General features: G+C 74.8%; 11 protein-coding genes and 3 pseudogenes. All 14 read right to left on the bottom strand.

The genetic code is table 11. From position 1 onward, the window contains the following. Positions 1-16: 16 nt before the first annotated feature. Positions 17-1,540, bottom strand: coding sequence for an RsmB/NOP family class I SAM-dependent RNA methyltransferase (locus MCAG_RS25495; protein ID WP_007075833.1), 1,524 nt, complete (start codon positions 1,538-1,540; stop codon positions 17-19). Then, positions 1,537-2,463: a methionyl-tRNA formyltransferase gene (gene fmt, locus MCAG_RS25490; RefSeq protein ID WP_007075832.1), complete on the bottom strand. Its 927-nt coding sequence runs from the start codon at positions 2,461-2,463 to the stop codon at positions 1,537-1,539. The genes MCAG_RS25495 and fmt overlap by 4 nt, the downstream gene beginning before the upstream one ends. Before the next feature lie 4 nt (positions 2,464-2,467). Further along, complete coding sequence (def, locus tag MCAG_RS25485) at positions 2,468-3,025, bottom strand: peptide deformylase (protein ID WP_007075831.1); 558 nt, start codon at positions 3,023-3,025, stop codon at positions 2,468-2,470. Positions 3,026-3,110: 85 nt separating this feature from the next. After that, a complete protein-coding gene (locus tag MCAG_RS25480; protein WP_007075830.1) occupies positions 3,111-4,094 on the bottom strand; it encodes an AAA family ATPase in 984 nt (327 codons plus the stop codon). 140 nt (positions 4,095-4,234) lie between these two features. Then, positions 4,235-6,208, bottom strand: coding sequence for a primosomal protein N' (locus MCAG_RS25475; protein WP_157548628.1), 1,974 nt, complete (start codon positions 6,206-6,208; stop codon positions 4,235-4,237). Beyond that, positions 6,205-7,398: a methionine adenosyltransferase gene (gene metK, locus MCAG_RS25470; RefSeq protein WP_007075828.1), complete on the bottom strand. Its 1,194-nt coding sequence runs from the start codon at positions 7,396-7,398 to the stop codon at positions 6,205-6,207. Before metK ends, MCAG_RS25475 begins: the two co-directional genes overlap by 4 nt. Before the next feature lie 81 nt (positions 7,399-7,479). After that, positions 7,480-8,692 (bottom strand): annotated as a pseudogene (gene coaBC, locus MCAG_RS25465) (bifunctional phosphopantothenoylcysteine decarboxylase/phosphopantothenate--cysteine ligase CoaBC). 14 nt (positions 8,693-8,706) lie between these two features. Continuing rightward, entirely contained in the window at positions 8,707-8,970 is a 264-nt protein-coding gene (gene rpoZ / locus MCAG_RS25460) for a DNA-directed RNA polymerase subunit omega (RefSeq protein WP_007075826.1), read from the bottom strand. Between the two features lie 79 nt (positions 8,971-9,049). Further along, complete coding sequence (locus MCAG_RS25455; RefSeq protein WP_007075825.1) at positions 9,050-9,574, bottom strand: guanylate kinase; 525 nt, start codon at positions 9,572-9,574, stop codon at positions 9,050-9,052. A 49-nt stretch (positions 9,575-9,623) separates the two neighbouring features. Beyond that, complete coding sequence (mihF, locus tag MCAG_RS25450; protein ID WP_007075824.1) at positions 9,624-9,941, bottom strand: integration host factor, actinobacterial type; 318 nt, start codon at positions 9,939-9,941, stop codon at positions 9,624-9,626. 179 nt (positions 9,942-10,120) lie between these two features. Further along, positions 10,121-10,924, bottom strand: coding sequence for an orotidine-5'-phosphate decarboxylase (pyrF, locus tag MCAG_RS25445; RefSeq protein ID WP_007075823.1), 804 nt, complete (start codon positions 10,922-10,924; stop codon positions 10,121-10,123). A 117-nt stretch (positions 10,925-11,041) separates the two neighbouring features. Next, positions 11,042-12,317 (bottom strand): annotated as a pseudogene (locus MCAG_RS25440) (adenosylmethionine--8-amino-7-oxononanoate transaminase). Continuing rightward, the gene (locus MCAG_RS25435) at positions 12,314-13,408 is read right to left on the bottom strand and encodes a quinone-dependent dihydroorotate dehydrogenase (protein WP_083802345.1); all 1,095 of its coding nucleotides are present in this window, start codon (positions 13,406-13,408) and stop codon (positions 12,314-12,316) included. The pseudogene MCAG_RS25440 and the gene MCAG_RS25435 overlap by 4 nt, the downstream one beginning before the upstream one ends. Positions 13,409-13,433: 25 nt before the next feature. Further along, positions 13,434-14,009, bottom strand: a pseudogene (carB, locus tag MCAG_RS25430) (carbamoyl phosphate synthase large subunit); the annotation flags it as partial.

Genomic DNA, 14,009 nt, shown 5'->3' with positions numbered 1-14,009 from the left:
CCCGCCGCGGTTCGCCTCAGCCCCGGCGCAGCACCGCGAGGAACATGGCGTCGGTCCCGTGCCGGTGCGGCCAGAGCTGCACCGACGGCCCGTCCCCCAGCCCCGGCATGCCGGCTGGCAGCAACGGCCGAGCGTCGACGAAGTCCGCCGGCACCCCGGCACGACGCGCCGCCTCCGTCACCGTCACGTGTGTCTCCACGGTATGCGGCGAGCACGTCACGTAGGCCACCAGGCCGCCCGGACGGGCCGCCCGCAGCGCCGCCGACAGCAGTTCCCGCTGTAGCCGGGTCAACGGCGGCAGGTCCGACGGCTGCTTGCGCCAGCGGGCCTCCGGCCGCCGGCGCAGCGCGCCCAGGCCGGTGCACGGGGCGTCGACCAGGACCCGGTCGAAGTGCCCCTCCGGCAGCTCCGCGTCGGCGCCGACGGTGCGGCCGTCGGTGTGCAGCACGGTCACCGGCAGTCCCCGCGTGGCCTGGCCGACCAGCCGGGCCCGATGCTCGGAGACCTCGACCGCGGTCAGCCGCGCCCCGCGCTGGGCGGCCAGCGCCCCGAGCAGGCCCGCCTTGCCGCCCGGCCCGGCGCACAGGTCCAGCCAGTGGGCGTCCGGGCCGTCCAGCGGGGCGACCGCGAGGGCGTTGGCCACCAACTGGGAGCCCTCGTCCTGCACGTGCGCCCGCCCCTCGGCCAGCGCCGGCAGGTCGCCCGGCGCGCCGCCGGCGAGATAGACCGCGTACGGCGAGAACGCCCCCGGCGCGCCGCCGACCTCGTCGGCCAGGACGACCGGGTCGGCCAGCCCCGGCCGGGCGCACAGGTGCACCGGCGGGCGCTCGTTGTTCTCGATCAGCAGCCGGGTGGTCTCGCCCAGGTCGCCGCCGAGCGCCTCGGCGAAGGAGCGCACGATCCACTGCGGGTGGCTGTACGCCAGGGACAGGTGCCCGATCGGGTCGCTCTCGTACGCCGGGGCGAGCTTCGCCACCCAGGCGTCGGCGTCCCGGCCGGCGACCTCGCGCAGCACCGCGTTGGCGAAGCCGGTGGCCCCGATGCCGACCGTGCGCACCAGGTCGACGGTCGAGGAGACCGCCGCGTGCGCCGGGACCCGGGTGTGCAGCAGCTGGTAGGCGCCCAGCCGCAACGCGTCGCGCACCGGCGGGTCGATCCGGGCCACGTCGCGGCCCGCCGCGTCGGTGAGGATCGCGTCGAGGGTGCCGAGGTGCCGCAGCGTGCCGTAGGTCAGCTCGGTGGCGAAGGCGGCGTCCCGGCCGGTCAGCCCCTCCTGCCGAAGGAGCACCGGCAGCACCAGGTTGGCGTACGCGTCGTCGCGGTGCACGGCCGCGACGACCTGGTACGCGACGTGTCGGGGCAGGTCGACGGCGGGCCGCGCCGGTCGCCGCGCGTCCCGCCGGTCGTCGCCCCGCCCGCCCCGCGCCGGGCGGTCGCCGTACGCCGGTCGGTCGGGGCGGGGGCCACCGGCCGCCCGGTCGGGGCGGGGGGCACGCTGCTCGTCGTACCGTCGCTCGGATCGTTCCCTGGGCCCGGTCACGCGAACTCCTCCCCGGCGGTGACCCGGGCGCCGCGCGCCCAGTCGCTCGCCGGCATGGCCTTCTTGCCCGCCGCCCGCACCTCGCCGAGGGCCACCGGGACGGTGGCCGTGCCGGCCAGCACCCGGGACTTCTCCGCCAGCAGCTCGCCGGGCTTGAGCGCCGGGCCGTCCGGCGCCGGGACGACCGGACCGAGCTTGACCCGCTCGCCCCGGAACGTGGTCCACGGGCCGGGTGCCGGGGTGCACGCGCGGATCCGCCGGTCCACCGCGAACGCGGGGTCGCCCCAGCGCACCCGGGCGTCGTCCACGGTCAGCTTGGGCGCGAGCGACACCCCGTCGGCCGGCTGCGGCTGCGCCCGGGCGGTGCCCGCCGCGATCGCGTCGAGGACGGCCACCAGCAGGCCGGCCCCGGAGTGGGCGAGCCGCTCCAGCAGGTCGCCGGAGGTGTCGGTGGGCCGGATCTCGTCGGTGACGGTGCCGTACACCGGGCCGGTGTCCAGCCCCTCCTCCAGCGCGAAGACGCTCGCCCCGGTCAGCTCGTCGCCGTGCAGCACTGCCTGCTGGACGGGGGCCGCGCCCCGCCACGCGGGCAGCAGCGAGAAGTGCAGGTTGATCCAGCCGTGCCGGGGGATCTCCAACGCGGTCGGGGGCACCAGCGCGCCGTAGGCGACCACCGGGACGCAGTCCGGGGCCAGCTCGCGCAGCCGGTCGAGGAACTCCGGCTCGCGGGGACGGGCCGGGGTGAGCACCTCGACGCCGTGCTCGTCGGCCCAGGCCCCGACGGGCGAGCGGACCAGGCCCCGGCCCCGCCCGGCGGGGGCGTCGGGACGGGTGACGACGGCGACCAGCTCGTGCCCGGAGGCCGCGACGGCGGCCAGGGCGGGAACGGCGACGGCCGGCGTGCCGGCGAAGATCAGGCGCACCGGGTCACCGCCCCAGGCCGAAGGGGCTACCGGCGTGCGGGTCGAGCTTGACCGTCGGCGGGGCCGCCGGGTCGTACCACTCGGCCTGACGGATCGCCTTCATCGCCTCCTTGCGGCCGGCCGGGTCCAGCCGGTCGACGAAGAGCACCCCGTCGAGGTGGTCGGTCTCGTGCTGCACGCAGCGGGCCATCAGGCCCGTGCCGACGATCTGCACCGGGTCGCCGTAACCGTTGAACCCCTTGGCGACCACGTTCTGTCGGCGCTTGGTGTCGAAGTAGAGCCCGGGGATGGACAGGCAGCCCTCGGGGCCGTCCTGCTCCTCGGAGTCGGGGAACTCCAGCACCGGGTTGACCAGGTGGCCGAGCACGTCGTCGACGTCGAAGGTGAACACCCGCAGGCCCACTCCGAGCTGCGGCGCGGCGAGACCCGCGCCGTTCTGCTCGCGCATCGTGTCGGTGAGGTCGGCCACGAGCCTGCGCAGCTCGGCGTCGAAGTCGACCACCGGATCGGCCGGCGTGCGCAACACCGGATCCCCGAACAGACGGATGGGCTGGACGGTCACGCGGGATGGCTCCTTCGGTCGGGCGGATCGGGCCGTACCAGTCTACGGAGTGCCCGGGGTGGTCCCCGCCCGTGACCGGAACGCGTCAGGTGCCGGGGACGGAGTCGCCGGCGAGCACGGCGTCCCCGGCCCGCAGGCAGTGCGCCGGCAGCGGCAGCGTGATCTTGTGGGCGGCTTCCCAGTCGTACACGGTGCCGGGGCGGACCTGGGCGGTGAAGTAGTCGACCGCGCTCGTCATGCCCACCACCGGCTCGTCCATCTCGGCGACCAGCCGGGCGGGGACCAGTGGGAACCCGCTCTGGATGGCCGCGCTGAGCCGGCGGTGGCCGTCGACGACGAAGAAGTACTCCCCGGTGAAGCCGATGGTCAGCGGCTCCAGCGCCTCGTCGCCGGCGGCGGCGACCTCGCCGACGAACCCGGCGTCCCACAGCCCGCGCAGGGTGCCGATGTCCTCGGTCGGGTAGACCCGGGTCGGGTCCAGCAGCAGCAGGGGCGGGGAGTCGCGCAGCACGTCCGCGCCGAGCCGGCCCTCGTACACCTCGATGATGTGCTCGATGACCTGCTCCGGGTTGGCCCGGGTGGAGTCGCAGATCAGGTCGTAGTTGCGCAGCCGGGCCTTGTCGACGCCGTAGCGGACGATGAACCGGCTCCGCTCGCTCTCGCTGCGCTCGCGCAGCTTGGCCTTGGCCTCCTCCAGCGAGGTGTAGCTCTCGGCCGGGCCGGAGGGGCGGGCCAGCACCCGCCGGGCCGCCTCGGTGGGCTCGGTGATCATGTGCACCTTGAGCGCGTCGGTGAAGAAGTGCCAGGCGAGCCGGGAGTCCATGACCAGGCTCTCGCCGGAGGCGGCGATGTCCTGCTGGAGCTGGTCGACGTAGCCGTCGACGGCCTGGTCCAGCTCGGCGTGCAGATTGAGCTGGAGCGCGGTCATCTGCCGCTCCTGCGCCATCTGGCGGTAGAGGTCGCCGACGCTGACCCGGCGCAGCCCCAGCCGCTTGGCGATCTCGACGGACACGGTGCTCTTGCCGCTGCCGAGGTCACCGTTGAAGACGATCGATTGACGAACGGTCACGACTGGTCCATCCCTGATCACCGGCTGACTGACATCATCGACGTGGCGTCGTGGTACCGACGCGCCGTCGTGCGCCCGGGCATGACGGGCGATGCTATCACGCAGGGGCGACCACGGATCGTGACCGCCGCCCCGATCGCCTAGAACAGGGCCAGCGGGTCGACCTGGAGGCGGACCGGGTCGGCCGCCTTGCGGGCCGCGCGGGCCCCGGCGGCTGCGTGCAGCGCCTCGGCGAGGGCCGCCGCCCGGGCCCGGGGCACCCGAACCAGCATCCGTTCCTTCTCGCCGTCGGCGGGGACCGGGCCCAGCACCTCGGCCTCCGCGGGCAGCCGGGCCTCGGCCAGCAGGTCGGCCACCGCGTCGGCCGGGCCGGTGACGCTGGCCATCCGCACCGCCGGCGGGAAGCCCAGCTCGCGGCGCTCGGCCAGTTCCCGGGCGGCGAACCAGGCGGCGTCCCAGCGCAGCAGCGCCTGCACCGGCGCGAGGGCACCGTCGGCGACCACCACCACCCGGCCGCCGGCTGAGGCGGGACGGGCCAGCGCGGCGGCGGCCAGCCAGCGGCGCAGCGCCTCCTCGCCGGCCCGCAGGTCGGCCCGGGTCAGCAGGGCCCACGAGTCGAGCAGCAGCACCGCCCCGTAGCCACCGTCGGTGACCGGCTCGGCCCCGGGGGTGGCCACCACGAGGCCGGCGCCGCCGGGCACCGTGCTGAGCACCTCCTCGCGGCCGGAGGTGCGCACCGGCACCCCGGGAAAGGCCCGGCCCAGTTCCTCCGCGGTGCGGCGGGCACCGGTGACGGCCGCGCGCAGCCGCCGCCCGCCGCACTCCGGGCAGGCGTACGCGGCGGCGATCCGGCCGCACCAGCGGCAGGCCGGGATCCCCCGCGCCGACGGCAGGGCGAGCGGACCGGCGCAGTGCGGGCAGCGGGCCGGGGCGCGGCAGTCGGCGCAGGAGATCGAGGGCAGATATCCCCGGCGGGGCACCTGGACCAGCACCGGCGCGTCCGCGCCGAGCGCGTCCCGGGCGGCGGCCCACGCCAGGCTGGGCAGTCGGGCGGTCGCCGCGCCGGGGTCGCGGGCCAGCTGCGGGTCGTCGCCGGTCGGCGCGACGGCGGGGGTACGCGCCCGCACGGTGGCCCGGTCGGCGAGCACTTCCCGGGCCCATCCGGTCTCCACCAGCAGTTGCGCCTCGGCGCTGCGGGCGTACCCGCCGACGAGGGCCGCCGCGTCGGCGAGCCGGGCGCGGATGAGCAGCACCTCGCGGGCGTGCGGATAGGGGGCGCGCGGCTCGGCGTGCAGGTCGTCGCCGTCGTCGACGATGGCCACGAGGCCGAGCCGGGCCACCGGGGCGAACATGGCCGCCCGGGTGCCGATGACGACCGGCACGTCCCCGCGCCGGGCGGCCAGGAACGCGCGGTACCGGCGAGCCGGACCGGCGGCGGCGGCGAGGCTCACGTGCCGCCCGGGGCCGAGGGCGACGGCCAGCGCCGCGTCGAGGCGGTCGAGGTCGCGGGCGTCGGGCACGACCACGACGGCGCCTCGGCCGCCGGCCACGGTGGCGGCGACCGCCTCGGCGTATCGGGCGGGCCAGTCCTCCCCTGGCAGCGCGGACCAGACCGCCCGCGCGGGGCGGCCGTCGGTCAGGGCCCGCAGGAACGCCGGCCCGGCCGGGTACGCCCGCCAGCCGGCCGCCTCGGGCGGGTCCAGGGGCGTGCGCGGCTCCGGCGGGACGTGCGGCTCCTTTTCCACCCGGGCGTGCCGGGGCGGCACGGCCAGCCGGAGCACGTCGGCGAGGCTGCCGGCGTACCGGTCGGCGACGGCCCGGGCCAGCCGGGCGATCTCGCCGGCCAGCACCGGCTCCGGCGAGACGAGCCGGTCCAGGTATGCCAGCTTCCCGGTGTGCCCGGAGGCCTCGGCCCGCTCCAGCAGCCAGCCGTCGACGAGCTGACCGGCGAAGCGCACCTTCACCCGGGTGCCGGGAACGGCGGCGTCGGCCAGCTCGGCGGGGACCAGGTAGTCGAAGGGGCGGTCGAGGTGCGCCAGGGGAACATCGACGCAGACGCGAGCGACCGGCGACCCGTCCGCGGGTCGCCGGTCGCTGCTCCTGGTGCCGGTCAGGCTCCCGCGGCCGACTTGAGGTCGGCGGCCCGGTCGGTGCTCTCCCAGGTCAGGTCGGGCAGTTCCCGGCCGAAGTGGCCGTACGCCGCGGTCTGCCGGTAGATCGGGCGGAGCAGGTGCAGGTCCCGGATGATGGCGGCCGGGCGGAGGTCGAAGACCTCGTTCACGGCCTTCTCGATCGAGGCGACCGGCACGGTTTCGGTGCCGAACGTCTCGATGAACAGGCTCACCGGGTGCGCCTTGCCGATCGCGTACGCGACCTGCGCCTCGCAGCGCTCGGCGAGGCCGGCGGCCACCACGTTCTTGGCCACCCAGCGCATCGCGTACGCGGCCGAGCGGTCCACCTTGGACGGGTCCTTGCCGGAGAACGCGCCGCCGCCGTGCCGGGCGTACCCGCCGTAGGTGTCGACGATGATCTTCCGGCCGGTCAGGCCGGCGTCGCCCATCGGGCCGCCGACCTCGAACCGCCCGGTCGGGTTGACCAGCAGCCGGTAGCCGTCGGTGTCCAGGCCGAGACTCTCCAGCTCCGGAGCGATGACGTGGTCGCGCACGTCCGGGGTGAGCAGCGAGTCCAGCGAGATGTCGGCCGCGTGCTGGCTGGACACGACGACCGTGTTCAGCCGGACCGGGCGCAGCCCCTCGTACTCGATGGTGACCTGGGTCTTGCCGTCCGGCCGCAGGTACGGGATCGTGCCGTCCTTGCGGACCGCCGTGAGCCGGCGGGCCAGCCGGTGCGCCAGGGCGATCGGCAGCGGCATCAGCTCGGGGGTCTCGGAGCAGGCGAAGCCGAACATCATGCCCTGGTCGCCGGCGCCCTGGGCGTCCAGCGCGCTCTCCGACGAGCCGGTGCGCAGCTCCATCGCGTTGTCGACGCCCTGGGCGATGTCGGGAGACTGGGCGCCGATGGAGACGCTGACGCCGCAGGACGCGCCGTCGAAGCCCTTCTTCGACGAGTCGTAGCCGATGTCGAGAATCGTCTCCCGCACGATGGTCGGGATGTCGGCGTACGCCTTGGTGGTCACCTCGCCGGCCACGTGCACCTGGCCGGTGGTGATCAGTGTCTCGACGGCGACGCGGCTGCGCGCGTCCTGGGCCAGCAATGCGTCGAGAATGCCGTCACTGATCTGGTCGGCGATCTTGTCCGGGTGGCCTTCCGTGACCGATTCGGACGTGAAGAGGCGGCGTGTCACGGCACTCCTAAGTTATGGAATAGTCGTTCCGCGGAAGTGTAGTCAATCAACCACGATCGTGGTGGGCTGGTCACCTCTCGGTCACCCCTCGGGGCGGGAAGCCCAACGCGCCACGACGAGGTCCCAGACGCCGTCGGCCAGGTCCTCTTTGGACTGCTCGGGCAGCGTACGCATCGAGCCGTCCGCGCCGATGACGGTTGCCGCGTTGGTCTCGGCGCCGAACACTTTGTCCGGACCGACCTCGTTGATGACGATCAGGTCCGCCCGCTTGTGGGCGAGCTTGGCCCGGCCGTTGGCCTCGGCATCGCCCGTCTCCGCGGCGAACACCACCAGCACCTGCTCCGGTCGACGGTGCCGGCCCAGCTCGGCGGCGATGTCCGGGTTGGTGACGAGCTCGATCGTAGGTGGCCGGGCGTCCGATTTCTTGATTTTGGCCGGCGCGTACGTGGCGGGCCGGAAATCCGCGGGCGCGGCGGCCATCACCACGGCGTCCGCCTCGGCGGCGGCCTGCACCGTCGCCTCGCGAAGCTCCTCGGTGGTGCTGACCCGCACCAGGTCCACGCCGGCCGGGTCGGCGAGCGCCACGTTGGCGGCGATCAGGGTGACCCGGGCGCCCCGGGCGACCGCCGACCGGGCGAAGGCGTACCCCTGCTTGCCGGAGGAGCGGTTGCCGAGGAACCGGACCGGGTCGAGCGGCTCGCGGGTGCCGCCCGCGGTCACCACGACGTGCCTGCCGGCGAGGTCGGCCGGGGCGTGCGGGCCCCGAGCCAGGGCCCGCCGGACCACGGCGAAGATCTCCGCCGGGTCGGGCAGCCGGCCCTTGCCGGTGTCGGCGCCGGTGAGTCGGCCGACGGCGGGCTCGACGACGCGAACGCCGCGGGAACGCAGCGTGGCGACGTTGGCCACGGTGGCGGGGTGCTCCCACATCTCGGTGTGCATCGCCGGGGGCGAGCAGCACCGGGCACCGGGCGGTGAGCAGGATGTTGGTGAGCAGGTCGTCGGCGAGGCCGTGGGCCGCCTTCGCGAGCAGATCGGCCGTGGCCGGGGCGACCACCACCAGGTCGGCCCGCTGGCCGAGCCGGACGTGTGGGACCTCGTGCACGTCGGACCAGACGTCGTCGGCGACCGGCTGGCCGGACAGGGCGGCCCAGGTCGGCGCCCCGACGAAGCGGAGCGCCGACGCGGTGGGCACCACGCGGACCCGGTGGCCCGACTCGGTGAGGAGCCGCAGCAGCTCACACGCCTTGTAGGCGGCGATGCCGCCGCCGACCCCGAGGACGATCTCGGCGGACATCGACGCGGGCGCGACTACGGCTGGTCGGTCGGCTCGGCGGTGAGCAGGCCCGCGTTGATCTCGCGCATGGCGATGGAGAGGGGCTTCTCCTGGGGGGTGGTCTCCACGAGCGGGCCGACATACTCCAGCAGGCCCTCGCCGAGCTGGCTGTAGTAGGCGTTGACCTGCCGGGCGCGCTTGGCTGCGAAAATCACCAGGGCGTACTTCGACGTCGTCTTCTCGAGCAGCTCGTCGATCGGCGGGTTGGTGATGCCCTCGGGGTTGGCGATGGATCCCACGAAATAACCTCTGCGTCTGTCGTCACCGCGCGGACGCGGTTCGGGCTGGCAACCGCGCGGACGCGGTTGGTGGGGTCACTCAACCGCTCAGCCGCGGTTGGGCCGGAGCCAGATAGGAAGAACCGAACAAGCCTACCAGCTCATCCACCGCCCGCCCGGTGCGGTCGTGCGTCAGGACGTGCGCGGCGCCGGCCGCCGGCGGCCGAGCGCCGGGCGGGACGAGCAGGACGAGCCGGGCGTCGGGCCACGCCGCGTGGACGGCGAGCGCGCCGGGCAGGTCGAGCGGGAGCAGCACCGGCCGGCCGGCGGCGAGCCGATCGAGGACCGGCGCGGCCGGGGTGCCGCGCGCGTACGGCCCGATGCGGGCCCACTCCAGTAGCTGACCGGCGGCGATCAGCCGGTCGAACCTGGCCGGCGCGAGGAAGATCCGGTCGCGGCCGTCCACCTCGCCCGCGCGGCGGGGCCGGGTGGTCGCCGGCACCGGAATCCAGACCAACGGAGAACGCGCCCGGAACAGCTCGACGACACTGCCCACACCGGCCCCGGAGGGACCGGTGAGGACGGTGAGCCGAGCCGCCGGGCGCGCCTCGTCATCCGTGCTCACGGCTCGTTTCTACCCGCTGCCACGCACGGCCGGCGGCGAACCGCCGGGCTCAGTTGGCGGCGAACTCGCCGAGCAGGGCCTTGCGCTGCTGCTCGCCCAGACCACGCAGGCGGCGGCTGTCGGCGATCTTGAGCTTCTCCATGATCTGGGTCGCTCGGATCTTGCCGATACCCGGCATCGCCTGCAGGACGGCCGAAACCTTCAGCTTGCCGACGACGTCGTCGCCCTCGGCCCGCTCGAGAACCGCGGCGAGGGTGGTCTTGCCCTGCTTGAGCTGCTCCTTCAGCTCAGCGCGGGCTTTGCGGATCTCCGCAGCCTTCTCGAGGGCAGCTGCACGCTGCTCGGGGGTAAGTGACGGGAGGGGCACCAGTTCTCCTCAGGTCCTTGTCGCGACGGGCGGGACGCCACGCCGCGGATGTGAAACGTGGAGTCGCCGGAAACCAAAGGGGTCCGTGGTTCCCAGCGCGGGGAAAACTAGCGGTCGCGGACGCATTCGGCAACGTGGGCACGCCACGAGCACGACAAAATGACCGAGCCGTCAGTCAGTCAGGAGCCGTCGAGGGCCGCTCGGCAGTCGGCCAGGGCCCGCTGTGCGGCGGCCCGCAGGGCGGTCACGTCGGGCCCGGCGTTCAGCACCTCGCGGGAGTACGACGGCAGCACCCACGGCAGGCTCGCGCCGAACACGGTCCGTAGGTCGGCGGCCGTGGCCCCCTGCGCGCCGAGCCCGGGGGCGAGCAGCGGACCGCGCACCGCCGACAGGTCGTGGCCGGTGTCGCCGATGGTCGCACCGACCACCAGACCGAAGCTTCCCAGCGGCTGCGCACCCTGGTTGAGCTGGGCGATCTCATCGATCACCGCCTGGGCGACGGTGCGCCCGTCGGCACCCCGCGCGCGCTGTACGGCGGCCCCCTCGGGGTTGGAGGTGAGCGCCAGAACGAACACCCCGCCACCGTGTGTGGCGGCGAGCTCGAACATCGGCGCCAGCGACATTACTCCCAGGTAGGGGCTCGCGGTGATCGCGTCGACATACATCGGGCTGGATGGATCAAGGTACGCGGAGGCGTACGCGGCGACCGTGGATCCGATGTCCCCACGCTTGACGTCGAGCAGAACGAGCGAGCCAGAATCCCGCAACTGTCGGATAGTTGACTCTAGGACGGCCACGCCCCGCGCTCCGAAGCGCTCGAAGAACGCCGACTGGGGCTTGACCACCGCGACACGGTCGCCGAGCGCCTCCACCACCGTGCGGCTGAAACGTTCCAGCCCGTCCACGTCGTCCGTCAGCCCCCAGCGGGTCAGCAGCCCGGGGTGCGGGTCGATGCCCACACAGAGCGGCCCGCGCTCCACCATCGCCCGGTGCAATCGGTGACCCGAAGCTCTCCATCCGCGCCTCTTCTCTCTCGGCTCCTGGCGGGCGCGCGGCGTCCACCGACGCGCCCTCTGCGTGCCCTACGCCGGGCGTGCCGGTCAGCCGGCCGCCGCGGCGGCGGCCATCCCGGCGGCGATGCGGGCCACGTCCGCGTCCTCGGTGACGTACGGCGGCATGGCGTAGACCAGGTCGCGGAACGGCCGCAGCCAGACCCCCCGGTCCACCGCCGCAGCCGTCGCCCTCGCCACGTCCACCTCGTGGTCGAGTTGGACGACGCCGATCGCGCCCAGCACCCGGACGTCCGCGACGCCCTCGACGCCCCGCAGCGGCTCCAGACCGGCCCGCAGGGCCTCACTCACCCTGGACACCTCGGCCGCCCAGTCTCCGGCCCGCAGCAGGCCGATGGAGGCATTCGCGACCGCACATGCGAGGGGGTTGCCCATGAACGTGGGCCCGTGCGCGAGCACCCCGCCACGGGAGATGCCCGCCGCCACCTCCGCCGTGCACAGCGCGGCGGCCAGCGTCAGGTAACCGCCGGTGAGCGCCTTGCCGACGCAGAGGACGTCGGGGCTCACCCCGGCGTGCTCGGCGGCGAACATCGTCCCGGTGCGGCCGAAGCCGGTGGCGATCTCGTCGAAGACCAGCAGTACTCCGTGGGCGCGGGTCACCTCGCGCAGCACCCGCAGATAGTGCGGGTGGTGGAAGCGCATCCCGCCCGCGCCCTGGACCACCGGCTCCACGATCACGGCGGCCAGCTCGCCCGCGTGCCGCACCACCGCGTCGACGAGCGCCGCCTCGTACGCGGGGTCGGGCGGGGTGTCGAAGCCGGCCGGCGGGACAGGTGCGAAGACCTGCCGGGGCAGCGCCTCGCCCCACAGGTGGTGCATGCCGCCCTCGGGGTCGCAGACGCTCATCGGGTGGAAGGTGTCGCCGTGGTAGCCGCCCCGCCAGGTGCCCAGCCGGCGGCGCTCCGGCCGCCCGAGCGCCCGCTGGTACTGCAGGCACATCTTCACCGCCACCTCGACGCTCACGGAGCCCGAGTCGCAGAGGAAGACCCGCTCCAGCCCATCCGGGGCCAGCTCGACCAGGGTCTGCGCCAGGCGTACGGCCGGCTCGTGGGTGAGCCCGCCGAACATCACGTGGCTCATCCGGCCGAGCTGGTCGGCCACCGCCGCGTCCAGCACCGGGTGCCGGTAGCCGTGGATCGCCGCCCACCAGGACGACATCCCGTCCACCAGTTCCCGTCCGTCGGCCACGCCGCAGCCGGACCCCCCGCGCGTCGCGCACCACGTACGGCGGCGTCGCGGGCGGCAGCGGCGCGTACGGGTGCCACACGTACGCCCGGTCGGCGGCGAGGATCTCCTCCGGTGTCACCCCCGGCCCCTCCGGCCCCCGGCGCGATGTGCTGTGGCCGGCTTTCCGGTCACGGCCCGTCCACCCGCCGGCGCGGGCTCCGGCCGGCCGCGCCGGGCGGCGGCGCGGACGAGCGCGGGGCCCCGGTAGATGAATCCGGTGTAGAGCTGCACCAGGCACGCTCCCGCGTCGAACATGCGGTCGGCGTCGTCGGGGTCGACGATGCCGCCCACGCCGATCACCGGCAGCCGCCCGCCGGTCTCCCGGTGAACGAAGGAGACCACCGCGCGGGCGCGGGCCGCCAGCGGACGCCCGGACAGGCCGCCCGCCTGCGCGCCGCGCTCCCGGTCGGCGAGGGCGAGACCGTCACGGGCCAGGGTCGTGTTGGTGGCGATCACCCCGGCCGCGCCGCGCGCCAGGCAGACCTCCAGCAGCTCGGCGATCGCCGGCTCGGTCAGGTCCGGGGCGATCTTCACCAGCACCGGCTTCTCCCCCACCAGCGCCGCCAGCAGCGCGTCCAGGTGGGAGCGGTCCTGCAGGGAGCGCAGGCCCGGCGTGTTCGGCGAGGAGACGTTGACGGCGAAGTAGTCGCCGTGGCCGCGCAGCGCCCGGTACGAGGCGAGGTAGTCCTCGACGGCCTCCTCCAGCGGGGTCACCTTGGACTTGCCGAGCGAGATGCCCAGCGGCGCGCCGACCGGACGGGGCAGCGCCGCCAGCCGCTCCGCCAGGGCCCGCGCGCCGGCGTTGTTGAAGCCCATCCGGTTGACCACGGCCTCGCTGTCGCGCAGCCGGAACAGCCGGGGCCGCGGATTGCCCGGCTGGGCGTGCGCGGTGACCGTGCCGACCTCGACGAAGCCGAAGCCCAGCGCCGGCCACGCCGGCAGCGCCGCCCCGTCCTTGTCCATCCCGGCGGCCAGCCCCACCGGGTTCGGGAAGTCCACCCCGAACACCGTCCGGGGCGCCCGCACGGCGTAGCGGGCCCGCAGGGCGGCCAGCGCCACCGGCGACCGGGACACGGCGGCCAGCCGCCGCAGTGTCCACTCGTGGGCGGCCTCGGCGTCGCCACCGCCGACCCGGAACAGCCAGGGCCGCACCCCCCGCTCGAAGATCACCGTCCCCTCCCCGGGGCCCCGGCGGTCACTCGCCCGCCCGCAGGGTGGCGTGCAGGGCCTGCAGGGGGCGGACGGTCATGTCGCCGCGGATGCGGGCCTCGATGCCCATCACCGCCGCCGCCGCGCCCGGGACCGTGGTGATGCACGGGATGTCGGCTGTCACGGCGGCGCTGCGGATCTCGTAGCCGTCGGAGCGGGCGCTCGCCCCGGAGCCCTGCGGCGTGTTCACCACCAGCGCCACGTCGCCACCGAGGATCATCGACACCGCGTCCTCACCCGCGCCGGACTCGTAGTGCTTGCGGATCTGCTCGCAGGCGATGCCGTGCCGGCGCAGCACCTCCGCCGTGCCGGCGGTGGCGACGATCTCGAAGCCCAGGTCGGCCAGGCGCTTGATCGGGAAGATCATGCCGCGCTTGTCCCGGTTGGCCACCGAGACGAAGATCCGTCCGGCGGTCGGCAGCGACCCGTACGCGGCGGACTGGCTCTTGGCGAAGGCGTGCCCGAACTTGGTGTCGATGCCCATCACCTCGCCGGTGGACTTCATCTCCGGGCCGAGCAGCGAGTCGACGCCCTTGCCGGACGGGGTGCGGAACCGTTGAAC

Source organism: Micromonospora sp. ATCC 39149, assembly GCF_000158815.1.
GTDB lineage: Bacteria > Actinomycetota > Actinomycetes > Mycobacteriales > Micromonosporaceae > Micromonospora.
Note: the sequence above shows the minus strand (reverse complement) of the source record. Positions and strands in the feature narration are given on the sequence as shown.

Bases quoted from the DNA above. Each gene is read 5' to 3' on its own strand.
- pyrF (WP_007075823.1), bottom strand. From the start codon at position 10,924: ATGGTGGAGCGCGGGCCGCTCTGTGTGGGCATCGACCCGCACCCCGGG.